We start from the raw sequence: 24,842 nt of genomic DNA, 5'->3' as shown, positions 1-24,842 counted from the left end.
AAATGATAAAAACTCTTTTTGATACATTATTTTCAATCCTTCTACTTTTGACACTAGGTATATTAATTATTATTATTTTACTTTTGGCATCGATAGATACTGGTTCTTTTGGATTTTTTTTTCAAGATAGAGTTGGTCAGTACGGTAAAATTTTTAAAATAATTAAAATAAAAACACTTCATCTCAAAACTGGAGAAATATCTACTTTTGGTAAATTTTTAAGGAAATCAAAATTCGACGAATTACCGCAATTAATAAATATTTTATTTGGTCAAATGAGTTTTGTTGGGCCAAGACCAGATATAAAAGGGTATTATGATAAGTTGGAAGGTGATGAACAAAAAATTTTATTACTAAAACCAGGTTTGACCTCTTTGGCAAGTATAAAATATTCTAATGAAGATGAAATTTTAAAAAAACAGTTTAATCCATTGAAATATAATGATGAGGTTATTTTTCCAGATAAAGTAAAAATGAATCTCGATTATTATTATAATCATTCTTTTTTTATAGATTTGAAGATTATATTAAAAACAATATTTAGATAAATGAATAATTCAAAAATTTGGCTTTCATCTCCTCATATGGGCGGGAACGAACAAAATTATATTAAAGAAGCTTTTGACAGCAACTGGGTTGCTCCACTTGGACCAAATGTAATAGGTTTTGAACAAGATATAGAAAAATATCTTGAACAAGAAGTTTTTGTAGGTGCTTTAAGCTCAGGAACAGCAGCTCTCCATTTAGGATTAATTCTATTAGATGTAAAGGCTGGTGATGAAGTTATTTGCCAAAGTATGACATTTTCTGCCTCTGCAAATCCAATAGTTTATCAAGGTGCTACTCCCGTTTTTATTGATAGCGAACTTGAAACATGGAATATGTGTCCAAATGCTCTAGAAGAAGCCATAAAAGATAGAATTTCTAAAGGGAAAAAACCTAAAGCAATAATTGCCGTTCATTTATACGGAATGCCATATAAAGCTGATGAAATTAGATATATTGCCGATAAATATGAAATTCCAATTCTAGAAGATAGTGCAGAAGCATTAGGTAGTTCATACAAAGGCCAAAAGTGCGGCACCTTTGGTGATATTAGTGTATTGTCTTTTAATGGAAATAAAATAATTACAACTTCAGGTGGTGGAGCAATAGTTACCAAAACGCAAGAAATAAAAAATAAAGCTATTTTTTTAGCAACACAAGCTAGAGATAATGAGCCTCATTACCAACATAGTGAAATTGGTTACAATTATAGAATGAGTAACATTTGTGCCGGAATTGGTCGTGGTCAAATGGAAATTCTTGATAAGCATGTTGGATTAAGAAGAAATATGCACGATTTTTATAAAGAAGCTTTTCAAAATAAAGAAGGAATAAAATTGTTTTCTGAACCAACTAGCGATTATTTTTCTAATCATTGGTTGTCAGCCATAACAATCGATTCTGCAAAATGCAATCGAAAAACAAGAGAAGATTTACGTTTACTTTTAGAATCTGAAAATATAGAAAGTCGCCCTTTGTGGAAACCGATGCATTTGCAACCAATATTTAGCGAATCGCCATACTATGGTGGAAATGTTTCAGAAAATTTATTTAATAATGGTTTGTGTTTGCCTTCGGGTTCAAATATAGATGCAAATGAAAAAGATAGAATTAAAAATGCTTTAAATAACTTTTAAGATTTTTTTAAGAACTTATTTTTTTTTACTTTTACTTTTTTACAAACCAAAAATCAATTGAAAGCAAATAACAACAGTATTAAAGAAGCGTTTTCAAAAGCTTTTGATATAAATAATTTAAGCTTTAATATCAAAAATCTTGGCTATTTACCAAGATGGATAATATTGATGTTTGACGTTGTTTTGATACTTGCGTCTGGAATAATTACCTATTTTCTTTTTGATGGATTAAAACTCAATTATATTTCGAAGCAACACCTTGTCTTTGGTATGATGTTTTATATAGTTGTAAATATATTTTTCTTCTGGCTTTTCCAAACGTATTCAGGAATTATTCGCCATTCTTCTTTTATAGATGCTTTAAAAATTTTCTTTGCACAATTTGCAACTTTTTTTCTACTTCTTCTGCTAAACTTTTTTATAATTTTATTTGATAAACAAAAACTTTATTTAACAACAGGAATATTTATTAACTCAGTTCTGTCATTTTGTTTTTTGTTTTTTTATAGAATAATTGTAAAGCAATCTTTTGAAAAATTCTTCCGAGAAAAAAGTGATACTAAAAAACTCAAAGCTCTTATATATGGATCAGATAATAATGCAATTGCTGTAGCGAATGCATTACAGTCAGAAAATCCTGGACGTTTTTTGCTAGAAGGGTTCATTGATAAAAATAATCAAAATACAGCTAAAAGAATTTTAAATCTTCCAATTTTACCAATTATAAAAACAATACCATCATTAATGCGTCAGAAAAATATTGAAGCATTAATAATTGCTGATAAAGGATTGTCTAAAGATGAAAGGTTATCTATTGTTGAAGATTGTATAGAGAATAATTTTAAAGTTTTTACAATTCCGCTAATAACTGATTGGGAAGACCAAAAAGAAATTTCTAAAAGCATTAAAAGTTTTGAAATTCAAGATTTACTTGAAAGAAAACCAATCGTGCTCGATACAAATGCTATTTCGAGTAAATTGAAAGGTAAATCTATATTAGTTACTGGAGCTGCAGGTTCAATAGGAAGCGAGATTGTAAGACAAGTAATAAATTTTAATCCCGAAAAAATAATTATTTTAGACCAAGCAGAAACACCACTCCATAGTTTATCTCTTGAACTAATTGCCCTAAATACAAAAGTTAAGATTGTAAACATTATTGCTGATATTAGAGATTTAGAGAATTTAGAAAAAGTATTCAAAAAGTATTCGCCCAATGTTGTTTATCACGCAGCTGCCTATAAACATGTCCCTATGATGGAAGACAATCCTTCTCAAGCTATTTTTACAAATGTAATGGGGACCAAAAATGTTGCCGATTTATCTCATAAATATAGTGTTGAACGGTTTGTTATGGTTTCAACAGATAAGGCAGTAAACCCAAGTAGCGTAATGGGTGCAAGCAAGAGAATTGCAGAAATGTATGTACAGTCAAAACACTTTAAATATAAAAAACTTGGTGCCGAAAATCAAACCAAATTTATTACCACTCGTTTTGGAAACGTTTTAGGGTCTAATGGTTCAGTAGTGCCATTATTTACCAAGCAAATTCAAGAAGGAGGTCCAATTACTATAACACATCCTGATATAATTCGCTATTTTATGACTATTCCCGAAGCTTGCCAGCTTGTGCTTGAAGCTTGTTCTATGGGGAATGGTGGTGAAATTTATATTTTTGACATGGGAAAACCAGTTAAAATTATGGATTTAGCTAAAAAAATGATTCGCTTAGCCGGATTTAAACCAGATGTTGATATTGAAATTAAAATTGTTGGACTTAGACCCGGAGAAAAATTGTATGAAGAATTATTGAATGATAAAGCTAAAAACCTTCCAACACACCACGAAAAAATCATGATAGCCGAAGAAATTTGTGATGAGTTTAATGAAGTTAGTGGTGCAATTGATGATATAATAAAGTCGGCCAAAGAATCAAATGAAGAATTAATTGTTACAAAAATGAAAGGCTTGGTTCCAGAATTCAAAAGTCTAAACTCTGTATTCGGCTCTTTAGATATTGTGGTTAAAGATTATTCTTATGTTTATACAAAATAACTAGATTTATAAAGCCTTTTGTATATTTGTAATTTAAAAAAACATATAATGAAATTAATAAGTAGGTTTTTTGTATTTTCAATAGTTCTTGTCACGCTGTTTTCATGTGCTTCAAGAAAAGATATGGCTTATCTTAATGACATAGAAAACCAAGCAACGACTAACTCATCTGTTGATTATGAAGTTAGACTTCAAAAAGATGATTTATTGAGCATTATAGTTTCTGCCGAAAATCCCGAAGTAACATACCCATTTAATTTACCACAAATTCAAGTAAATTACTCTGTTGATGACACACAAGGCAATATCAAAACATATCTTATTGATAAAGAAGGCTATATTGATTTTCCTGTTTTAGGAAAAGTTAAATTGGATAGTTTATCAAGACTTGAAGCCAATAAAAAACTTACTGATTTAATTTCAAAGCATATTAAAAACCCAAGTGTCAATCTTAAAATACTGAATTACAAAGTGTCAGTATTAGGAGAAGTCAATAAGCCAGGAACTTTTCCTGTTCAAAGTGATAGAGTCACAATTTTAGAAGCTTTAAGTATGGCCGGAGATTTAACAATTTTTGGAAAAAGAAATAATATTTTGCTCATAAGAGAAACATATGGAACTAAGAGTTATAATAGAATAGATATTACAAAATCTGATTTTACTCAGTCACCCTTTTATTATTTATCGCAAAATGATGTAATTATTGTTGAGCCAAATAAAACAAAGATGAATTCATCTAACTTTGGACCTAATATTACCGCTACTATATCTGCTTTGTCTTTATTGGGAACAATAATTTTATTAATATCAAGAAACTAATGAAAGAACATTCTTCATTACAAAAAGAAAATGCTGATGCTAACATTAATGTCAAGGAAGAACTTGATAAATATTTAGTATATTGGAAATGGATACTTTTTAGTATTTTAATTTGTCTAATGCTAGCAGTTGTTTACTTGAGATTCGCTATTCCGTTATACAAAGCTTCATCTACTATTCTTGTCAAAGATGAAAGGAAAGGAGCTTTGCAGTCTGAGTTAACAGCTTTTTCAGACTTAGGATTGACAACTGGTTTAAAAAGTAATGTTGATAATGAAATTGAAATAATTAAATCTAGAACAGTAGTTGAAAAGGCTATCAAAAAGTTAGGTTTTAATATTTCATATTATGCTTATGCAAGAGTTAAGGAAGTTGAAATGTATGAGGATAAGCCATTTGAATTTGTTTTTTTTAATGAAAATCAAAAGTTTTATGAAAGTGGTAAAATATTTGAAATGAAATTGTTAAATGCGACTGATTTTCAACTATTTAAAGATGATAAATCTCTAGGAATCCATAAGTTTGGTGAAAGTATTAAATTATTAGATTCTGATTTAGTTGTATATAACAAACATCAAAATGTTTTCTATAAAGATAAAAGTAATGATTATAAAGTAACAGTAAATAGTTTAAAAAACGTAGTTCAAAGGTATAAGGGAAAACTTAGTATTGCACCAATTAGCAAAAACTCAAGTGTTGTAGAACTAGCAATAACAGATCCTATTAAAGAAAAAGCTGAGGACTTTATCAATTCTATTGTTGAAATTTATAATCAAGACGCTATCGATGACAAAAAATTTATTTCAGAAAAAACTCAAAATTTTATACAAGATCGTTTAAAAATTATATCAGTCGAATTAGGCGATGTTGAAAAAAATGCTGAGCAATATAAAAAATATAATAATGTTACCGATATAGTTTCTGAAGCTGGTTTATATATTCAAAATTCGGCACTTTTTGAAAAAGAATTAATAGAAACAGAAACACAATTGCGTGTTGTTGCTTCTATGCAAGACTTTATGAATAAAAAGAAAAAGGATGACCTAGTTCCAACTAATATTTTGCCTGGTGATGCAAGTTCATTGTCATTAATTATGCAGCATAATGAACTAGTTTTGCAAAGAAATAGGTTGGTAAAAGATGGAACTATAAACAATCCAGTAATTCAAAACATTGATTCTAAAATAGATGAAACTAATAAAAATATTAATGAGTCTATTTCAAGGCTAAAAGCTTCTCTAACTATCAAGAGAAATGATTTGCAACAGCAAGACAATTCATTAAGAGGAAAAATTTCGCAAATTCCAACACAAGAAAGAGAGTTTAGAGTAATTGATAGACAACAAAAAATTAAAGAGAGTTTGTATTTATATTTGTTGCAAAAGCGTGAAGAAATCGCAATTTCATTGGCTGTAACCGCTCCAAATTCTAAATTGATTGATAGTGCGCTTGCGAATAATAAACCAGTTTCGCCAGTAAAAAATATGGTATATTTAATAGCTTTGGCATTTGGAATTCTACTTCCAATTGGAATAATTTATGTGTCTCAATTATTGGACACTAAAATTAAATCACGTCAAGACATTGAAGGCAAAACATCTATCCCATTTTTAGGAGATGTTCCTAAATCAGATGCTCATGAAGAGCTTATTAGCACTAATAGTCGTTCTAGTACTGCAGAAGCAATTAGAATTGTTAGAACCAATCTTGAGTTTTTGTTAGCAAATGTTGTTCAAGATAAAGCTAAAACAATTTTTGTAACTTCTACAATTCCCAAAGAAGGTAAAACATTCATGGCAATTAACTTAGCCAGTACAATTGCTCTTTCTGGAAAAAAAGTATTGCTTATAGGTTTAGATATTAGAAATCCAAAGTTAGATGAGTATGTAAAATTACCATCAAAAGGATTGACTAATTATTTGTCCAAATCAAACGAAGATATTGAAGATTATATAATTAAGAACGAAGGATTTGAGCAGTTTTATATTCTTCCTTCAGGAGTAATTCCGCCAAACCCTGTAGATTTGTTAATGAATGATAAATTAACAGTATTATTTGATTCTTTAAAACAACAATATGATTACATAGTAGTTGATACAGCTCCTGTCAGTTTGGTTACTGATACATTGTTGATTGCAAAAAATGCTGATGCTTTTATTTATGTAATGCGTGCAAATTATCTCGATAAAAGATTTGTTAAAGTTGCTGAATCTTTTTACAAGGAAAGAAAGTTGCCCAATATGGCAATAGTGCTTAATGATACAAACTGGGGTAAAACCTACGGATATGGTTACGGATATGGTTACGGATATGGTTACGGCTACGGCTATGGCCAGGAAGTAAAAAAAGAATCTTGGTTTAAAAATTTTTTAAAGAAATTCTCTAAAAGTTAAATGAGTGATTGTTGTTTATTGCTTCAACTAATGTTAAACTATCTTTAATCAATAATTTGCTATAAAAAGCATTAATATGTTGTTTATGATGTACATCAGACCCAACATAATCAATCATTCCGCTAGTTAACAATAAGTTGGCAGTTTTCATAACTTCACTACCATAATAGCCTACAGTTGATAATAAATTTAATTGAAAAAGACACCCACTTTTTTTTAATTTTTTATATTCATCTGTTGATTTGTGATAAAAAGCATAGCGTTCAGGATGCGCTAAAATCGGAATGTATCCAGCAATTTGAATCTTAAATATAATATCATATAACTGAATTGGCGGATTGATATAGGACATTTCAACCAAAACATAATTATCTTTTAAAGTTAATATCTCATTTCGGTTAAGTAATGTTACTAAATGATCATTTAGCAAATATTCTGCAGCCACATTTAGTTTAATTTCTGTTTTATTTTCAGAAAACAATAACTTAGTTGCATTATAATTAGAAAGAATATTTTCTTTTGTATTATCCCAAACACCACTAAAAATATGTGGAGTTGTAATAAATTTAGAAACACCTATCTTTCTCAACTCGGAAATCAAGAATTGACTTTCTTCAATATTTTTTGCACCATCATCAATCCCAGGTAAAAGATGGGAATGAATATCCACATAATTATCAGGAATTAAGTCTTTTAAAACAGTTTTTGGTTTTAGAAAGGATAGCAATTTTTTAAAATTTTGTACTTTGCAAATTTATATCTTTTGTTGTTTAAATAAGGAATTATTAATTTATTTTTATAAGTTAAACAATTCACAAGAATGCTTAAATCATTATATTTGCGAAATAAACATTTTGGATATATTTTTGAAATAAATCAATGAGTAGTAAGAATCAAGAAGATTGGGATTTAGTGATAAAAGGGCATTCGTCACTTTTTGATATAAATTTTGGTGATATATGGCGTTATAGAGATTTGCTTTTTATGTTTGTGAAGAGAGACTTTGTAAGTTTTTATAAACAAACAATTCTTGGGCCACTTTGGTTTTTTATTCAACCTATTTTTACAACTATAGTTTTTACATTTGTTTTTGGTAACTTAGCTGGAATAAGTACAGATGGTTTGCCTCACTATTTGTTTTACCTTTCTGGAATTACTGCTTGGAATTATTTTTCTGATTGTTTAACTAAAACAAGTACTGTTTTTAAGGATAATGCTAATATTTTTGGCAAAGTTTATTTTCCAAGGCTTATAATGCCCTTAAGTATTGTAGTTAGTAATTTAGTTCGATTCGGTGTTCAATTACTTTTGTTATTACTAATGATGGCGTATTTCGGATTTGAAGGAGCTAATTTTCAGTTAACTTATGGGGTATTCTTTTTCCCTGTTTTAGTTTTATTAATGGCACTTTTAGGATTGGGTATCGGACTGATTATTACAGCATTGACAACTAAATATAGAGATTTAACTTTTTTAGTTACATTTGGAGTTCAATTGTTAATGTACGGAACAACAGTGATTTACCCACTAAGTGCCGCTCCTGAAAAATATAAAACAATAATAGAGTTAAATCCTATGACAGGAATTATTGAGGCTTTTCGTTTTGCCTTTTTAGGTAAAGGAGAATTCACATTAGGGTCGGTTGGTTATTCAGCAATTTTTACAATTATTGTTTTGATTTTAGGAATTATAATTTTTAATAAAACAGAGAAAAACTTTGTTGATACAATATAATGAGTAAAGTAGCAATACAAGTAGAAAATTTATCTAAAGCCTATCAAATTGGACAAATTGGTACAGGAACATTATCTCGTGATGTTGACAGATTTTGGAATACCAAAATTTTAGGCAAAGAAGATCCTTTTTTAAAAATTGGAGAAACTAATGACCGAAGCATAAAAGGAGAAAGCGACATTGTTTGGTCTTTAAAAGATATTAATTTTGAGGTAAATCAGGGAGATGCAATAGGTATAATTGGAAAAAATGGTGCTGGAAAAAGTACATTATTAAAATTACTCTCTAGAGTTACAAGTCCTACAACTGGACATATAAAAGTAAAAGGAAGAATAGCTAGTTTATTAGAGGTAGGTACTGGATTTCATCCAGAATTATCAGGAAGAGAGAATATTTATCTCAATGGAGCTATACTTGGAATGAGAAAAATGGAAATCACTAGAAAACTCGATGAAATTATCGATTTTTCAGGAGTTGAACGCTATATTGATACTCCAGTTAAACGATATTCTTCTGGTATGTATGTGCGTTTAGCGTTTGCTGTAGCAGCACACTTAGAAAGTGAAATTCTAATAGTTGATGAAGTTCTTGCTGTTGGTGACGCAGAATTTCAAAAAAAATGTCTTGGTAAAATGGGTGATATATCTAAAGGACAAGGAAGAACTGTATTGTTTGTGAGTCATAACATGGCGGCGGTGAAAAGTTTATGTAGCAAGGGAATTTTACTTGAAAATGGGCAAATAAATGAAAATAATCTAATTGAATCAGTTGTAAAAAAATATTACAATGTTTCAAAGAACCAAATTTTATCTTTCGATTTAGGTGTTTTTGAAATGAGCAATCATCCTAATAAAAAAGATAAAGAATTTGGAATTAATAAAGTCGAAATGTATTGTAATGGTAGTATCTCAAACGAAGTAATATCAGGTAGTAAAGTTGAATTTTTAGTTTATTATAATGCAAGTAGAGATTTTTTTAATGCTGAATTGGGATTTGTAATAAAAGACAGTAATGATTTAAATTATATAGGTCTGAATAATATTCATTTAGGGCAAACCTTGAAAATAAAGAAAGGTAGTGGAAAAGTTAAAATCGAAATAGATTTTTTTCCAATATATTCTAATCAAGAATTGATTTTAAATTGGTATTTTGGAGATGAAGGTCCTAATTATGAAATATTAGAAAATGCAATGACAATAAAAATGATTGACGAGGATGTTTTTGGAGTAGGTAGAAAACTAGATTTACGTTATAATTCAATTGTACACAAGAATATTAATTTTATACAAAATTTTAATGATTAAAATATTTAACAATCTATTGATTATTTATAATAAAGTATTTTATAGTATAATAAGTGTTATTAAAAAATTTATAATTAAACATGAGGTTAAATCGGTATTAAAAAAAAATTTTAGAAAAGGAAAACCCTTTTATTTTGTTCAGGTTGGTGCTAATGATGGTGTTAGTTTTGATTTTTTATATGAATTTATAATTGAAAGAGATTCAAAAGGAATTGTAATTGAACCAATTAAAGAATATTTTGATGAATTGGTACTAAACTATCAAAAATTTCCTGACATTATCAAAGTTAACAAAGCAATTCATCCAACTGAGAAGTCTCTACCGATTTATAAAATTAATCCTAGTTCAAAATCTAAATATCCAGATTGGGTTAAGGGTATCGCTTCATTTAATCCAAATCATCATATAAAACTCAATATAGAGTCTCAAGATATTGTTTCAGAACAAGTTGAATGTGATTCTTTACTAAATATAGTTGATGGTTTAGCAAATATAGATTATTTTCAAATTGACACGGAAGGATTTGATTTTGAAGTGTTGAAAATGATAGATTTTATTAAACTTCAACCTAAAATAGTTAAGTATGAACACGTTAGTCTATCAAATTCTGATAGAATTGAAGCTCAAAAACTCTTAACTAGTTATGGATATTATTTATTCAATGAGTTTAATGATACAATAGCGATATCAATTAAGAAAATAAAGTTATAATGATTCCTAAAATAATTCATTACTGTTGGTTTGGTAAAAAAAGAATGCCATCAGAAATTATAAATTGTCTTACTAGTTGGAAAAAGATTTTGCCAGATTATGAAATTATTGAATGGAATGAAACTAATTCAGAATTAAGTCATCCTTTTGTAAATTATTTTTTAGAACAAGAAAAATGGGCTTTTGTATCTGATTATATTAGGTTAAAAGTTCTATATGAATACGGTGGTATTTATCTTGATACAGATATGTTGATGGTCAAAAAGCTAGACAATTTATTAAGTAATGCTCTTTTTTTTGGAGCTGAAAACGCTCTTTTTATAAACGCGAGTATTATTGGTTCTGAAAAAAAAAATGTATTTATTAAAGAGTGTATTGAGCAATATGATCAATTAAACTATAGAAATTCGCTTATGGAAATAACAATTCCAAAAGTAATAACTTCATTGTTCTTTGATAAATACAAAATATCAAATTTTGACAGTTTAATCGAAGTTGATAAAATTAAAATTTTTCCTCAAAATTATTTTTATCCCTTTCCAATAAGTGAAAAACTTGAACAACACAAAATCCAGGATTATATAAAATCAGAAACATACGCTATTCATTTATGGTTAGGATCTTGGGTTGATAACCAAGAGTTTATGTATTTAAGAAATGGAAAATATATTTTGGGACTTAAGAAAATAGTAGCTAATAACAATAAAAAAATTGATTTTAAATATATTAAAAAAATCCTTTCTTGTCTTAAAGAGTCTTTGAAAATAAAAGCTAAATAGTATGAAAATAGTTATAATAGTAAATTCAAGAGATTTCAATAACACTGCAGGAATGAACAAAGTAATTCTACATGCAATGCCTGAATTGCAAAATATTTTTCAAAAAGTAATTATTGTTTCATGTAATAACTATTTAGAATTATTTATAGGTCTTTTTAAAATAGTTGTAAATAACCCATTTTCAATTGATTTTTTTATTTTTAATTCACTAGCAAGCATTAGAAAAGAGTATAATAAATTTTGGGTTTTCCTTTATAATTTTTCTACAATATTTAAAATTAAAAAAGCAATTTATTGGCATGAAATGCCAAATTATTTCAAAATATTTAACGAAAATCCGAAATACAAAGATGAATCTAAGCAGATAATTAAGAAATTTTCTAATAACAAAATTTTACATCTTAACGTTTCAGAAAGTTGTTCTAAAATTGTCGATTTTTTTAATAAAGAGGCGCCCAAAAATATAATTTATAATTGTGTAAAAAAAAATGAAAACATACATAATATAAATTTTGATAAATTTACTATAACTACTGTTGGAAGCATTCAAGATATAAAAGGAACAGATATTTGGGTTGAAGTTGCAATAAAGGTTTGTAAACAAAATGATAGGGTACAGTTCATCTGGTGCGGAAGCATTTTAGACAAAGAATTATTTGATAAATGTGTTACTTTAATTACTAATAACGGTCTGCAAGATAGAATCCGATTCGTTGGCACTATTGAAAGTGCTTATTTTGTAATTTCTGCATCACATTTATTATATTCTTCTAGTAGGATAGATAGTTTTCCATTGTCAATAATCGAAGCAATGGCGTATGGTAAAAATATAATTTATTATGAATCTGGTGGTATTGAAGAAGCAGTTGGGGATTTAGGATTTAAGATTAGAGATTTTGATATAGATAAAACAGTTGAAATTATAAATAATTTTATAGAAAATTATTATAAGGGCAATTTTAAAATGATAGATAAAAGACTTATTGAAAAATATTATTCTAATTATACACCACAAATATTTGTAAACAATCTTTTTTCAATATTGAAAGAAAATAGCATTAGACAATAATGAAATATGTAATAAAACAAAAAATAAGTCATGATAACCTTTTATTTGTAAATCAAATTGTTGATTCTGTAAAAGATTATCAGAAAATTGAAATGCCTTCTGAAAATGTTGCTGAAAATCAGTTTTTTATAAATTTGTTTAGTTGTTTAAAAGGTTTCTATGATTTAGCTATTTTGCTTTTTAAGATAAAGAATAATTCTAAATCCACTATATATTTTATCCATGATTCTTTTTTGTATTTTCATGATAAAGAGTACAAAATTAATTTTTATAAGAATGCAGAATTAGTGAGTGACAAAATATTTATTTCGTATTCAAAATATAAATATGTTACTAAAGTTGAGGGCGTTAAAGTCTACAATTTTGGAATAATTGTAAATTTATTAAGCAAAATCAATCTTTTTTGTAAACAAACAAAATTAAATAATTTTAATGAATGGTTGTTTGTAAATGATTTGTTTACTAGTTTTTTAAGAGGAAATTCTGTTTTTATTCCATCTTATTCTAATGAAGTTGGCTTGTCACTTTGTTTAAGTAAAAACAGAAATAAATTTTTTTTAATTGAAGTGCAACATGGAAATGTAATTAATTACCAACCATATAGTTTTGTTGCTAATTTAAAATTGATAGATAAGTTTTGGTATAAAAACTTAAATGATAAGAGGTATTTAGAGCAAAATTTGTATAAAAATCAGAATATTATTTATCAAAAATTAAAAACAGTAAATGTAGAATTTGGAAGCAATTCTACTAAATTTGAAATATTGTATATTTCATCCTATGAATTTGATGGTTTTCATCCAGTGTTCTTGAAATTTATAGAACAGAAACCTAAAGATTTAGTAGTTAGGTTGAGATTGCATCCAAGACAAAAAAATTTACAACCAAATTTTATAACAATTTTAGAAAACAATGGTATTTCTTATCTAATACATGATAACACTAATTGGTATGATCAATTGCCATCTAACATAATTGTTATTTCGCCTTTGAGCTCTGTTATTGAAGAAGCTGTATATTTAAACTTGAAAACAATAATAATAGACAAATTAGGTAAAGATAGATATGACTATTTATTAGTTGAAAAAAAATGTTTTTACTCTAACGATTTACTAGTTTTTTTTGATTTAAAATAATATGGAAATGCATTTTTCTTTAATAATATGTACCTACATGCGACCAATTTCTCTGCTTAAATTAATGCAGTCTATCGAATCGCAAATACTGTACCCAAACGAAATAATTATAGTTGACGGTTCCTTAAATAATGAATCTAAGCAAATTTTTGGAGATAATAAATATAAAAATTTAAAATATTTTAAAGTTGACCAAAATCAAAGAGGAATAACTAAACAAAGGAATTTTGGGATTTCTGTTTTAAATAATTTTACTGACATTGTCTGCTTTTTAGATGATGATACTATGCTCGAAAAGGATTATTTTTATGAAATAAAAAATACTTTTAGTAATAATAAAGATGTTATAGGTGTTGGAGGTGTTAGCATAAATGAGAACAGATGGGTTAAGGCTAATACGAATTCTGTATATAATAAAATAAATTATTACTATTTTGATGGTTATATCTATCCAGAAGGATTAAGAAATAGAGTAAGAAGTATGTTGAATCTTCAATCTCAACTTAATTCAGGCATTATGCCTCCATTTTCTCATGGTAGAAATTGTGGCTATCCGCCAACTGGAAAAACGTATGAAGTTGATTTACTTATTGGAATGTCAATGTCTTTTAGAAAAAAAGTAGTTGATCAAATCAAGTTTTCTACTTACTTTGAAGGATATGGTCTCTATGAAGATGCAGATTTTAGTATTAGAGCATTAAAATTTGGTAAAAATGTTATTAATACAAATGCTAAATTATCACATTTTCATGATGTTTTGGGAAGACCAAATTATTTTAAATATGGAAAAATGGTGGTAAGAAATGGATGGTACGTTTGGAGGGTAAAATATCCAAATCCTTCATTTATAAATAAAATTAAATGGTATATAATTTCAATATTGCTTTTAAATGTTAGAATTCTAAATATATTTACAACATCAAACCATAAAGAGGCTTTCTATGAAAGTTTGGGTAGAATTTATGGATTAGTAAGTTTGTTTTTTTTAAAACCTAAATGATTTGTATAAATAAAACCAGTAAAAATGCATTTGATGAGCAAAAAAAATTTCAAGTTAATTATCAAGTTTATTATTAGATTCGGCTTTATCAAAGGCTTAATTCTTTCAGTAAGCTATATAGCAGGGAAAGTTGATAAAATAAAATTACCTTCAATTAAATATCCTATATCATTGAGGCCAAATACATCTGATTTGCCAACTTTTAAACAAGTTTTTTTGGATGTTCAATACAATATACCTTTTGATAATCAAACAAAAACAATTATTGACGGCGGAGCAAATATTGGGCTTTTTAGTATTCAAATTAAAAATATTTTTCCAAACTCAAAAATAATTTGTGTAGAACCTGATTTGGATAATTTTTGTCAGTTAAAAAAGAATCTTAATTTTTATAGTAATATTTTTTATGAAAATACTGGATTATGGCATCATGATACAAAATTAAAGATTCATGATAAATATGATTCTGGAAAATGGGGAATGGTCGTAGAAGAAGATAATAAGGAAGGAACTGTTGATGCAATTTCTATTAATACGCTAATAAAGAAATATGAAATTGATTATATAGATGTTTTAAAATTAGATATTGAAACTAGTGAAAAAAAACTCTTTTCAGAAAACTTCAAAGAATGGTTGCCAAAAGTTAAGATGATCATAATAGAATTTCATGATGGATATGAAAAGGGTTGTTCAAAATCATTTTTTAAAGCAATTAATAGTGTGTTCGAAGATTATTCTTTTTCAGCTAGAGGTGAAAATGTAATAATAATAAATAACGATTTACATTTATAATTAAACTTACTTTTTTAAATATGATTTAATAAATTTTAGTTATGAATAACAAAATTGTGTTAGAAATACCCTATTGGGTTTCACATTATAATATGTTGCTGTATGCTACCTACTATTATTGTATTCAAAATAACTATAGATTTGAAGTTAAATTGAATAAAAAAATAAATAATGGAGTAATTTTAAATTTTAATAACAAAAATAGTTTTTTTGATTATTCTGATGATGTATTATTTATTGAAAAACCAACAAATTTCGATTTTTATTTTAAACGTTCTTTATTAGAAAAAGATTTTTTTGACAATATTTTACCTTTAAATTTTCAAGTTAATTATTCTTATAATTCGTTAAGTTTTATTAAATGTTTGGATAGAAAAATTTTAACGGATCAAAAAAGCAGAGTTGAAGTCATTAGAGCATTAGATTATTTTAATAAAATTACTAATTTATCTCATAGGGCAATGGATATTTCTACAATAAAAAGAAATGATAATGATTACCAAGGAAGGGTTATTTTTCAAACACGATTATGGAATCCAGATAACAACCCATCTCTAGAAGAGAAAGAAAGAAGAAATAAACAAAACGCATTTAGAATTAATACTTGCAGATTAATAAAAAAATATTATAAAAATTCATTAGTAGGCATATACCCAGATTCCTATTCTTCCAAAATTGCTTCAGACTTACTACTAGATAAAAAGAGCATTACAAAGAGTATTTATTTTAGAAATTTATTTTGTTCAGATATAGCAATCGCTGATGATGGTTTAAAAGACACTCCAGGTTGGAAAATTGGCGAATATGCATTCTTTGGAAAAGCAATAATTTCTACTCCAATTAGCACTGTAGTTGAATCATTTGATGAAAATGTTAATTTCTTGAAATTATCTGATAGGAACAGCTACCATGAAATACCTGATAAAATAGAATGGCTAATAGAACAAAAAAGATATAGTGAAATTGGATCAAATAATTTTGATTGGGCGAACAAAAATTTACACCCAAAATCCTATATTCAAAGAATTATTACTATAATGGAACTTAATAAATAAAAATATACATGTCATTTTTAATTATAACCCATGTCCCTCATGTTTTTAAAAACAATGAATATTATGCTTATGCACCGTATACTAATGAAATGAATATTTGGATTAAATATTTCGAAAAAATTATTATTGTTGCACCTCTAAAAGAATTTGAAATTACAGAGATTCATCAAAAATATAGTCACAATAACATTAAAATAATTTCTATTCCTGATTTTTCATTGATCAACTTTTCAAATATTTTGAAAACAATTTTCGTTGTTCCAGTAGTTTTGTTTAAAATGATACATGCTTTTTTTCTAGCAGAGCATATACATTTGAGATGTCCAGGAAATATTGGGTTATTGGGTTGTTTTGTACAAATATTCTTTTCTAAAAAAATAAAAACTGCTAAATATGCTGGTAATTGGGATCCAAAAGCAAAACAGCCATTCTCCTATAAATTTCAACGTTGGATTTTATCTAACACCTTTTTGACTAGAAATATGAAAGTTCTAGTTTATGGTGAATGGGCAAATCAACCCAAAAATATAAAACCTTTTTTTACAGCTACTTATAAGGAAAGTGATAAAATGGAGTTTGTATATAAATCGTTTTCAGATGAGATTAAGTTTTTATTTGTTGGTACTTTAGTTATTGGTAAAAGACCATTTTATGCAATTCAAATTATCGAAAAGTTAGTAAGTCTTGGGCATAATGTCACTTTAGAACTATATGGGGATGGCATAGAAAGAGACAAATTAGCTAATTATATAAAATTAAATAATTTAGAAAACCAAATTTTTCTAAAAGGGAATCATAATGCAAAAACCTTAAAGGAAGCTTATAATAATTCTCATTTTATGATTCTTCCATCCATAAGTGAAGGTTGGCCAAAAGCAGTTGCAGAGGCAATGTTTTTTGGTTGTTTGCCAATTGCAACAAGTGTTTCTTGCGTGCCAAACATGTTAGATTATGGTAAAAGAGGTCTTTTGCTTAAGGAAGAAATTAATGTTGATGTTTTACTCATAGAAGAATTAATTTCTAATCAAGATTTATACAATGATAAGATAAAAGCAGCATCAACTTGGTCGCAAAACTATACAATTGATAAATTTGAAAAAGAAATACAAAAAATGTTATTGGATTAGACTCTTTAAGAAGTAGGTTGACAGATTTTTTATAATATCTTTTAAAAAAAAATAGATTACTTTTACTAGTAAGCATTGAATTGTAATTCAATAATAAAAACGATAGTACCTTTGCAATTAATTATTAAATAATAAATTCTCAATTATTAAAGCAAAATATAAACATAGAGTTATACAACTTATAGATAGTTTAGAGCCTGGTGGAGCAGAAAAGATGGCTGTTACATTAGCTAATGAATTGGCATATGAAATAGATTTCTCAGGGTTAATGGTTACTAGATGTGAAGGGGATTTGTCAAATTTTATTAATCAAAAAGAGAACTATATTTTTTTAAATAGAAAAAAAATAATTGATTTTGGAGCGCTTTTGGAAGGCAGAAGATTTTTAAAAAAAAATAAAGTTGAAATCCTTCATGCTCATTCATCGTCTTATTTTTTTGCAGTTTTGTTAAAATTAATAATGCCCAAAATTAAAATAGTTTGGCATGATCATTATGGAAATAGTGAACTACTTAAAAACAGAAAATATTTTTTATTAAAAAGTTGCTCTATCTTATTTTCTACTATTTTGGTAGTAAATGATAAATTATTTCATTGGTGTGAAGATAAATTATTAACACAAAAAATATTTTTCTTGTTAAACTTTGTTGTTTTTGACGACAAAATTCAGCGTACAACTATTTTAAATGGATGTTTTGGAAAACGAATTATATGTTTAGCCAATTTGAGACCACAAAAAAATCACTCTTTTTTAATTGAAATAGCTCAAAAAATTTTCGAGAAAAATCCAGATTGGACTTTTCATATTGTAGGAAATGATTTGAATGATGATTATTCAAAAAAAATTAAAAGCAAAATTAAACATGCAAATTTGCAAAATCACGTTTTTATTTATGGTAGTCGCACCGATATACAAAATATTTTAGAACAATCAACCATTGGAGTTTTAACCTCAAGCTCTGAAGGCTTACCCTTAGCCTTGTTAGAATATGGTATGATGAGCTTACCTGTTGTTACTACAAATGTTGGTAATGTTTCAAAAGTAATTACATCAAATGAAAATGGATTTTTAGTAAGATATGATGATTTAGATGATTTTGTTAATTCGTTGAATAAACTAATTCAAAATGAAAAATTAAGGTCTCAATTTGGAAAAAATAATAAGACTCATATCGAATTTGTTTTTTCTAAAAATGCTACATTAAAACAATTAACCCAAATTTATAAAACAATTTGAATTCCAAAAATTTTTACATACTTGCAATTTTAGCTCATATAGGACTGGGATTGTTGCTCTTTTTTTTTAAACCAGTAGGCTTTTTGATAGCAATATCAATTTTTCTATATGGGTCATTTATCATTAATAAGAATAAAGATAAAAATAACGAAGCATTACTATTTTCTAGTTATGTGGTCGGTGCTGAGGTGCTTCTTCGCATGACGGGAACAAGTGTTTTTAACGAATTTGCAAAGTATGTAGTTATTATTTTTCTTTTTTATGGAATTGTACACAAGGGATTTTCTAAAAAAGCTATTATATATGTTTTTTTTATTTTACTTTTTGTGCCAGGAATATATATAGGAATTCAAAATTTAAATTTCGATACAAATATCAGAAAAGCGATTGCTTTCAATATTTCAGGACCTATAACATTAGCAGTAGCCTCAATTTATTGTTATGGTAAAGAAATGTCGTTAAACCAATTAAAAAGTGTTTTTATCGCACTTGGCTTACCAATTGTATCAATCTTAACCTATGTGATTTTTTATTCTCCAAGTGTAAAAGATGTAGTTACCGGTACTCATTCAAACTTTGTAACTTCTGGTGGTTTTGGGCCAAATCAAATTTCTACAATTTTGGGTTTAGGAATACTTGTTTTTTTTGTACTTTTTTTGTTGTATTCTAAACCAAGTAAACGCCTATTATTTCTAAATTTTTTGATTGTAATTTTTATGGCTTATAGAGCTATTGTTACCTTTTCTAGAGGTGGCGTATATACAGGATTAACTTCTTCTTTTGTTTTGTTGCTTTTTTTATACTTTTATTCTAATTCAAAAGTAAAGTATATATTGTTTAGGGTTCTTACTTTAGTTTTTTTTATTGGAATATTGGTTTGGAGTTATTCTGCTATTCAAACTAACGGAATGATTCAAAATAGGTACCAAAATAAAGATGCATTAGGAAGAGTAAAACAAGACAAACTTGGAGGTAGAGAAAAGATTGCAGAAACTGAGATTCAAATGTTTCTTGAAAATCCACTTTTAGGAATTGGAATTGGTAAAAATAAAGAATACAGAGAAGAAATGACAGGTATAGTTGCCGCTTCTCACAATGAATTAACAAGAATGTTAGCCGAACAAGGTTTGTTAGGTGTTTTAGGTTTGTTACTATTACTTTTAGTGCCAATTCTTCATTTCTTTGAAAATAAAGAAAATATTTTTCTCTTTTCTTTTTATCTTTTTTGGCTTCTAACAATTAACCACGCTGCAATGCGAATAGCAGCTCCAGCATTTATTTATGCCTTATCATTATTAAAAGTTACTTTTACAAATGAAACCAAAACTCCTATACATAGGTAACAAACTATCTAAACACGGTTTCAATGCAACTACAATTGAAACTTTAGGAAAATCTTTTGAAGATGAAGGGTTTTCTGTGATTTATACTTCCGATAAAAAAAATCAATTTCTTAGATTAATATTTATGGTTTTTTCAACTTGTAGAAACGCAAAAAAAGTTGACTATATAATTATTGATACTTACAGTACATCAAGTTTTTGGTATGCTTTTTTTTGTAGCCAAATGGCAAGAGTTTTAAATACAAAATACATTCCAATTCTTCATGGAGGTAACTTACCAAATAGATTAAAAAAAAATCCTTTTTTAAGTAAAATGATTTTTGAAAATGCCTACCATAACCTTGCTCCTTCAAAATACCTTCTAAATGCTTTTTTAGAAAATGGTTTTGTTAGTACAATATATATTCCAAATGTTCTTGAAATTTCTAACTATAAATTCAAAGAGAGAAGTTCATTTGAACCGAAAATTTTATGGGTTAGAGCTTTTGCGGCTATTTATAACCCCAAAATGGCGATTGATGTTTTTAACTTAATTAAATCTAACTACTCAAATGCAACTTTATGCATGGTCGGTCCAGATAAAGATGGCTCTTTAGAAATTACCAAAAAATATGCAGAAAATCTTGGTTTAAATGTAATTTTTACTGGCGGATTGCCCCAAAAAAAATGGCTCGAATTATCGAATGGTTATGATGTTTTTATTAATACAACACATATCGACAATACACCAATAAGCGTAATGGAAGCAATGGCCATGGGTTTACCAATAGTGTCAACAAACGTTGGAGGAATTCCTTATTTATTGGAAAATGAAAAAGATAGTTTATTAGTAAATGACAACGATGTTCAAGTTATGGCAAATTCAATAATAAGAACTCTTGAAAATCAGTCGGAAACTTTTATTAGGGTGCAAAATGCTAGAAAAAAAGTTGAATCTTTCGATTGGAATTCTGTAAAAAAGTTGTGGAATAATCTTTTAAAATAACCATTAAAAATCTAAAAAAGCTGTTTCTTTGCAAAATAAATTAGATTTGATAAATGCAAAGCAATAAAAAGATACACTTTGAAATTTCTGAAAGAAAAATTCTTCTTCGAGTTTTTGATGTAATTTTTGTTTTGTTTTTCCTTTTTCTTTTGTCTAAATTTATTGGCTTCGAATACTTTACAATTTCAGCTGAAAATTTTTACTGGACACTTGTACTTGGTCTTTACCTAACAATAATAGGTGAAGTATTTGAAATGTATAATTTGCAAATAGCAAGTAATCAATTTCAAGTCATTAAAAGTATAATTTTAACGGCATCAACTACTGTTTTAATTTATCTGTTAACACCAATTTTAACACCTACTTTACCTAATAACCGTTTACAAATTATCTATTTTTATCTTGCTGTTTTAATTGCACTTTTTTTATGGAGACTTTTTTATGTAAAATACTTGGCTTCAGATAGATTTGTCAAAAAAGTAATTTTGATATGTGATAAGGAACAACTTGAAGAATTAGTTTTAGGGCTTGAAAATGCTGATCCTCATTATAAAATTATTGGTTATGTAAATTCAGATATTTCTAACGAAAAAATGAAATCTGAAAAAAGTTTTGTGAAAAATATAAATATAGAAAATTTAGAAGAATTCGTAAAAGAAAATTCTATTTCAGAGGTCGTAATTGCTTCTCAAAAAACAGACGGGATTACCATAAATCTTTATAATCAATTGATTGATTTATTAGAAAATGGTTATATAATTAGAGAATATACACAGGTTTATGAAAGTATTACTCAAAGAATTCCTGTGCAATATGTAGCTAGAGATTTTTATAGATATTTTCCTTTTAGTAGAAGCAACCAAAACAAACTTTATTTATTAGTAGCTCGTGTTTTTGAAATTATTATTTCATTGATTGGAATATCTGTTGGTATACTAATTTTACCACTAATTTTTCTTGGAAATTTTCTTGGCAATAAAGGGAAGTTATTCTATACCCAAAAAAGAGTGGGTAAAAATGGTAAGGTGTTCAAAATATTGAAATTCAGAACAATGATAAAAAATGCGGAAAAAAATGGCGCCGTTTTTAGTACGAAAAATGATAAAAGAATAACAACTTTTGGTAAATTTTTAAGAAAGTCTCGATTGGATGAATTTCCACAGTTTATTAATATTTTAAAGGGTGATATGGCGGTTATTGGTCCAAGACCAGAACGACCTGTTTTTGTTAGAGAAATTGCCGATATAATGCCTTTTTATGAAACGCGTCATGTAATAAAACCAGGGCTTACTGGTTGGGCACAAGTAAACTATTCTTACGGAGCAACAATAGAGGATAGCTTGATAAAATTACAATATGATTTATATTATATCAAACACCGAAGTATTTTTATTGATATCAATATTATCATTAAAACTTTAAGTACGGTCGTTTTTTACAGAGGCCAATAATTTCTTGGTTCCAAACCATTTTTTTATCAAAATATAAACGGTAGTTAGCATAAAAGGCAAAACCAAATTCAAATGTGGTTTTGATAGCACCACCAGCAAATAGACTAACAACATTCCAAAACTTGCTAACAGTAAGCCTCTTAAAATTCTACCACTTTTTATAAAAGGAATCAAGAGAAAAATAGGATTGAACAACAATATATTGTAATTCAATAACAATTCTTTATGAAGCGAATAACTTCCAACCCAAATAAAGAAAATCCCCAAAAAACCTAAAATAATTAAGTAAATAGTAAATAAAATTCGCTTGTTTATTAAAATAATTACCAATAAGATACTCGAAATAAAGTAAATACTATTAAAGAAGTTAAATGCAAAATTTGGTTGCTCAGCTTTGACTATACTTTCATTTGAAGCTACCAATGGCTTACCATCAATACTAATTTTATTCAAGCTATTCAATAATTCTATAGGAAGAAAAAGTTGTGTAGCGTTGTCATCAACTCGTTGTCCAAATATTATATTAATTCCCAATTTATACCAAAAATAATTTTCAAAATAAGGATATAAAGTTTCTCGATATGTCAAATCTGTATTAGAACTTTTCTTAATTTGATTAGTATCGCCTAAAACAGTATTAAGCTTGTCAACAACCATTGTTGTACAGTTTCTATCAATAAATTTATAAGTGTAATATTTCTCTTCAGAATAAAGTGATGTAGTCAAAAGCTCTAGTAAATTTTGTTTTTGTTGCCGCGAAAGATTCAGCGTTTGCTCAATAACTTCTCGCTTTTCTAATTGATATTCATACAAAAATTGATCGTAAGAACTTGCAGCAACATAATATTGTAAATCGCCTTTGACAAATTTTAAATAAAAATTTCCTTCACTAAAATCAAACATTCCATAGTTGAAAACAACATCTAAATTATTGGAAACATCTTGAATTCGTATTGCTGTATGACCGAAAGTAGTGTATAATTCTTCGCCATTTGCACAAGTTAAAACACTTATTTTGGCATTTTCAGACAATGGTACCATTTGTGAAAAAGTAACGACCGAATAAAGAAAGCAAAGAAATAAGAAGGTTTTTTTTAACATACAATTCTATCTAAAAATACTTAAATCGACTTTTAACGAAAAAACATTCGAATACAAAGCCGCACTTTGGTTCCCTAAATCGGTCAAGGCATAGTCAATCTGAATGCCTTTGTATTTGAATCCTAATCCAATATTTGGCTGAAAACCAAGTTTTTTGCTTCCGTCAATTTCTGTTAAATTTTGAAAATTACCAAATCCTGTTCGCAAGAAAACCATATCTTGGTAACCACCTTCAAATCCAATCGCAGGATCAATACTGACTATTTCACTCGAAATTATATCATTTGTTTGGGTAAATTGCATATTCAAATTGGCAGCAGCCAAAAGACTCATTTCGTTGTGAAATTCATATTTTTTTGACATTCCCAATTGTGCTTTTGGAGCTGTGATTTCTGTACTTTCTGGCAATTCTTGGTTTTCTCCCGGAATTGCATTTTTAATTTTGGCATATTCATCCTCGTCTATATTCCAAATGTTATACGTGGTGGTAATGTCTCTAACCATTAAACCAAAATACCAATTATTTCGTTCAAATTGAATTCCAGCATCAACACCAAATCCCCATGAGTTGGCAAATTTTCCAATAATTCTTCGAATCACTTTAGCATTTACTCCATAATTCAAACCTTCTAAACGTGTTTTTCTAGCATATGAAAAGGTAAAACCATAATCGGCAGTCGAAAATTTGCTTATTCTGTTGTAATCAATATTCCCTTCATTGTCAATAAGCTGCGTGGTGTTCAAAATATCATCTACACCAAACCGTATCATCGAAACTCCCCAAGCACTATAATTGTCAATAGGCTTTGCGTAAGCAGCATAGTCATATTGTGCAATATTGGCAAAATAACTAGCATGCATCAAACCAAGTTGACTGTCTTCCAAATCGACCAAACCAGCCGGATTCCAATAACCCGAATTTACGTCGTGTGTACTTGCTACCATTGTATTAGCCATGCCAAGTGCAGCAGCATCAACCCCAATATTCATAAACTCGTTTGAATATTTACGAACGGATTGCGCATTTGAAGAGAAAAATGCCAAAAGAAGCAATAAAAAGGTGTGTTT

General features: G+C 27.7%; 22 protein-coding genes. 19 read left to right on the top strand and 3 right to left on the bottom strand.

Annotated features, from left to right (window positions below):
* Positions 1-2 precede the first annotated feature (2 nt).
* The 5 genes from ACIQ66_RS05055 to ACIQ66_RS05035 are packed head-to-tail and all read left to right on the top strand — an operon-like array spanning position 3 to position 6,949.
* Positions 3-548, top strand: a complete 546-nt coding sequence (locus ACIQ66_RS05055; RefSeq protein WP_396211717.1) for a sugar transferase — start codon at positions 3-5, stop codon at positions 546-548.
* Positions 549-1,682, top strand: coding sequence for a DegT/DnrJ/EryC1/StrS family aminotransferase (locus tag ACIQ66_RS05050; protein WP_396211716.1), 1,134 nt, complete (start codon positions 549-551; stop codon positions 1,680-1,682).
* 57 nt (positions 1,683-1,739) lie between these two features.
* Complete coding sequence (locus tag ACIQ66_RS05045; RefSeq protein WP_396211715.1) at positions 1,740-3,737, top strand: polysaccharide biosynthesis protein; 1,998 nt, start codon at positions 1,740-1,742, stop codon at positions 3,735-3,737.
* Positions 3,738-3,785: 48 nt separating this feature from the next.
* Positions 3,786-4,556: a polysaccharide biosynthesis/export family protein gene (locus ACIQ66_RS05040; RefSeq protein ID WP_396211714.1), complete on the top strand. Its 771-nt coding sequence runs from the start codon at positions 3,786-3,788 to the stop codon at positions 4,554-4,556.
* Positions 4,556-6,949 carry a GumC family protein gene (locus tag ACIQ66_RS05035; RefSeq protein ID WP_396211713.1) on the top strand — a complete coding sequence of 798 codons (2,394 nt, stop codon included), beginning with the start codon at positions 4,556-4,558 and terminating at the stop codon, positions 6,947-6,949. Before ACIQ66_RS05040 ends, ACIQ66_RS05035 begins: the two co-directional genes overlap by 1 nt.
* Here ACIQ66_RS05035 and ACIQ66_RS05030 read toward each other — a convergent pair.
* Positions 6,939-7,676 (bottom strand): tyrosine-protein phosphatase, encoded by a 738-nt coding sequence (locus tag ACIQ66_RS05030; protein WP_396211712.1) that lies wholly within the window; start codon positions 7,674-7,676, stop codon positions 6,939-6,941. The two genes, ACIQ66_RS05035 and ACIQ66_RS05030, sit on opposite strands and share 11 nt — an antisense overlap.
* Positions 7,677-7,828: 152 nt before the next feature.
* On the opposite strand from ACIQ66_RS05030, the gene ACIQ66_RS05025 reads away from it, so the two are divergent.
* From ACIQ66_RS05025 to ACIQ66_RS04960, 14 genes are all read left to right on the top strand, one after another.
* Complete coding sequence (locus ACIQ66_RS05025; RefSeq protein WP_396211711.1) at positions 7,829-8,683, top strand: ABC transporter permease; 855 nt, start codon at positions 7,829-7,831, stop codon at positions 8,681-8,683.
* Positions 8,683-9,987, top strand: a complete 1,305-nt coding sequence (locus tag ACIQ66_RS05020; protein ID WP_396211710.1) for a polysaccharide ABC transporter ATP-binding protein — start codon at positions 8,683-8,685, stop codon at positions 9,985-9,987. Before ACIQ66_RS05025 ends, ACIQ66_RS05020 begins: the two co-directional genes overlap by 1 nt.
* Complete coding sequence (locus ACIQ66_RS05015) at positions 9,980-10,699, top strand: FkbM family methyltransferase (RefSeq protein ID WP_396211709.1); 720 nt, start codon at positions 9,980-9,982, stop codon at positions 10,697-10,699. The genes ACIQ66_RS05020 and ACIQ66_RS05015 overlap by 8 nt, the downstream gene beginning before the upstream one ends.
* Complete coding sequence (locus ACIQ66_RS05010) at positions 10,699-11,478, top strand: glycosyltransferase (RefSeq protein ID WP_396211708.1); 780 nt, start codon at positions 10,699-10,701, stop codon at positions 11,476-11,478. The genes ACIQ66_RS05015 and ACIQ66_RS05010 overlap by 1 nt, the downstream gene beginning before the upstream one ends.
* Position 11,479: 1 nt before the next feature.
* A complete protein-coding gene (locus ACIQ66_RS05005; RefSeq protein ID WP_396211707.1) occupies positions 11,480-12,547 on the top strand; it encodes a glycosyltransferase in 1,068 nt (355 codons plus the stop codon).
* Positions 12,547-13,683, top strand: a complete 1,137-nt coding sequence (locus ACIQ66_RS05000) for a hypothetical protein (RefSeq protein ID WP_396211706.1) — start codon at positions 12,547-12,549, stop codon at positions 13,681-13,683. The genes ACIQ66_RS05005 and ACIQ66_RS05000 overlap by 1 nt, the downstream gene beginning before the upstream one ends.
* Before the next feature lie 7 nt (positions 13,684-13,690).
* Entirely contained in the window at positions 13,691-14,683 is a 993-nt protein-coding gene (locus tag ACIQ66_RS04995) for a glycosyltransferase family 2 protein (RefSeq protein WP_396211705.1), read from the top strand.
* A gap of 33 nt (positions 14,684-14,716) precedes the next feature.
* Positions 14,717-15,475 carry an FkbM family methyltransferase gene (locus ACIQ66_RS04990; RefSeq protein WP_396211703.1) on the top strand — a complete coding sequence of 253 codons (759 nt, stop codon included), beginning with the start codon at positions 14,717-14,719 and terminating at the stop codon, positions 15,473-15,475.
* Between the two features lie 41 nt (positions 15,476-15,516).
* Complete coding sequence (locus ACIQ66_RS04985; RefSeq protein ID WP_396211702.1) at positions 15,517-16,530, top strand: glycosyltransferase; 1,014 nt, start codon at positions 15,517-15,519, stop codon at positions 16,528-16,530.
* 8 nt (positions 16,531-16,538) lie between these two features.
* Complete coding sequence (locus tag ACIQ66_RS04980) at positions 16,539-17,657, top strand: glycosyltransferase (RefSeq protein ID WP_396211701.1); 1,119 nt, start codon at positions 16,539-16,541, stop codon at positions 17,655-17,657.
* A 142-nt stretch (positions 17,658-17,799) separates the two neighbouring features.
* Positions 17,800-18,894 carry a glycosyltransferase gene (locus ACIQ66_RS04975; RefSeq protein WP_396211753.1) on the top strand — a complete coding sequence of 365 codons (1,095 nt, stop codon included), beginning with the start codon at positions 17,800-17,802 and terminating at the stop codon, positions 18,892-18,894.
* An 83-nt stretch (positions 18,895-18,977) separates the two neighbouring features.
* On the top strand, positions 18,978-20,237 hold the full coding sequence (locus tag ACIQ66_RS04970) for an O-antigen ligase family protein (RefSeq protein WP_396211700.1): 1,260 nt from the start codon (positions 18,978-18,980) through the stop codon (positions 20,235-20,237).
* Positions 20,209-21,222, top strand: coding sequence for a glycosyltransferase family 4 protein (locus ACIQ66_RS04965; RefSeq protein ID WP_396211698.1), 1,014 nt, complete (start codon positions 20,209-20,211; stop codon positions 21,220-21,222). Before ACIQ66_RS04970 ends, ACIQ66_RS04965 begins: the two co-directional genes overlap by 29 nt.
* 53 nt (positions 21,223-21,275) lie before the next feature.
* Positions 21,276-22,673: an exopolysaccharide biosynthesis polyprenyl glycosylphosphotransferase gene (locus ACIQ66_RS04960; RefSeq protein ID WP_396211697.1), complete on the top strand. Its 1,398-nt coding sequence runs from the start codon at positions 21,276-21,278 to the stop codon at positions 22,671-22,673.
* Here ACIQ66_RS04960 and ACIQ66_RS04955 read toward each other — a convergent pair.
* Together ACIQ66_RS04955 and ACIQ66_RS04950 are read right to left on the bottom strand one after the other, a co-directional pair.
* A complete protein-coding gene (locus ACIQ66_RS04955) occupies positions 22,641-23,714 on the bottom strand; it encodes a DUF4105 domain-containing protein (protein WP_396211696.1) in 1,074 nt (357 codons plus the stop codon). The genes ACIQ66_RS04960 and ACIQ66_RS04955 overlap by 33 nt on opposite strands.
* A gap of 66 nt (positions 23,715-23,780) precedes the next feature.
* Positions 23,781-24,764, bottom strand: coding sequence for a PorV/PorQ family protein (locus ACIQ66_RS04950; RefSeq protein WP_396211752.1), 984 nt, complete (start codon positions 24,762-24,764; stop codon positions 23,781-23,783).
* Positions 24,765-24,842: the final 78 nt, after the last annotated feature.

This window comes from Flavobacterium sp. (genome assembly GCF_044377315.1).
Taxonomy (GTDB): domain Bacteria; phylum Bacteroidota; class Bacteroidia; order Flavobacteriales; family Flavobacteriaceae; genus Flavobacterium.
This window is presented reverse-complemented; position numbering and strand designations above follow the sequence as displayed.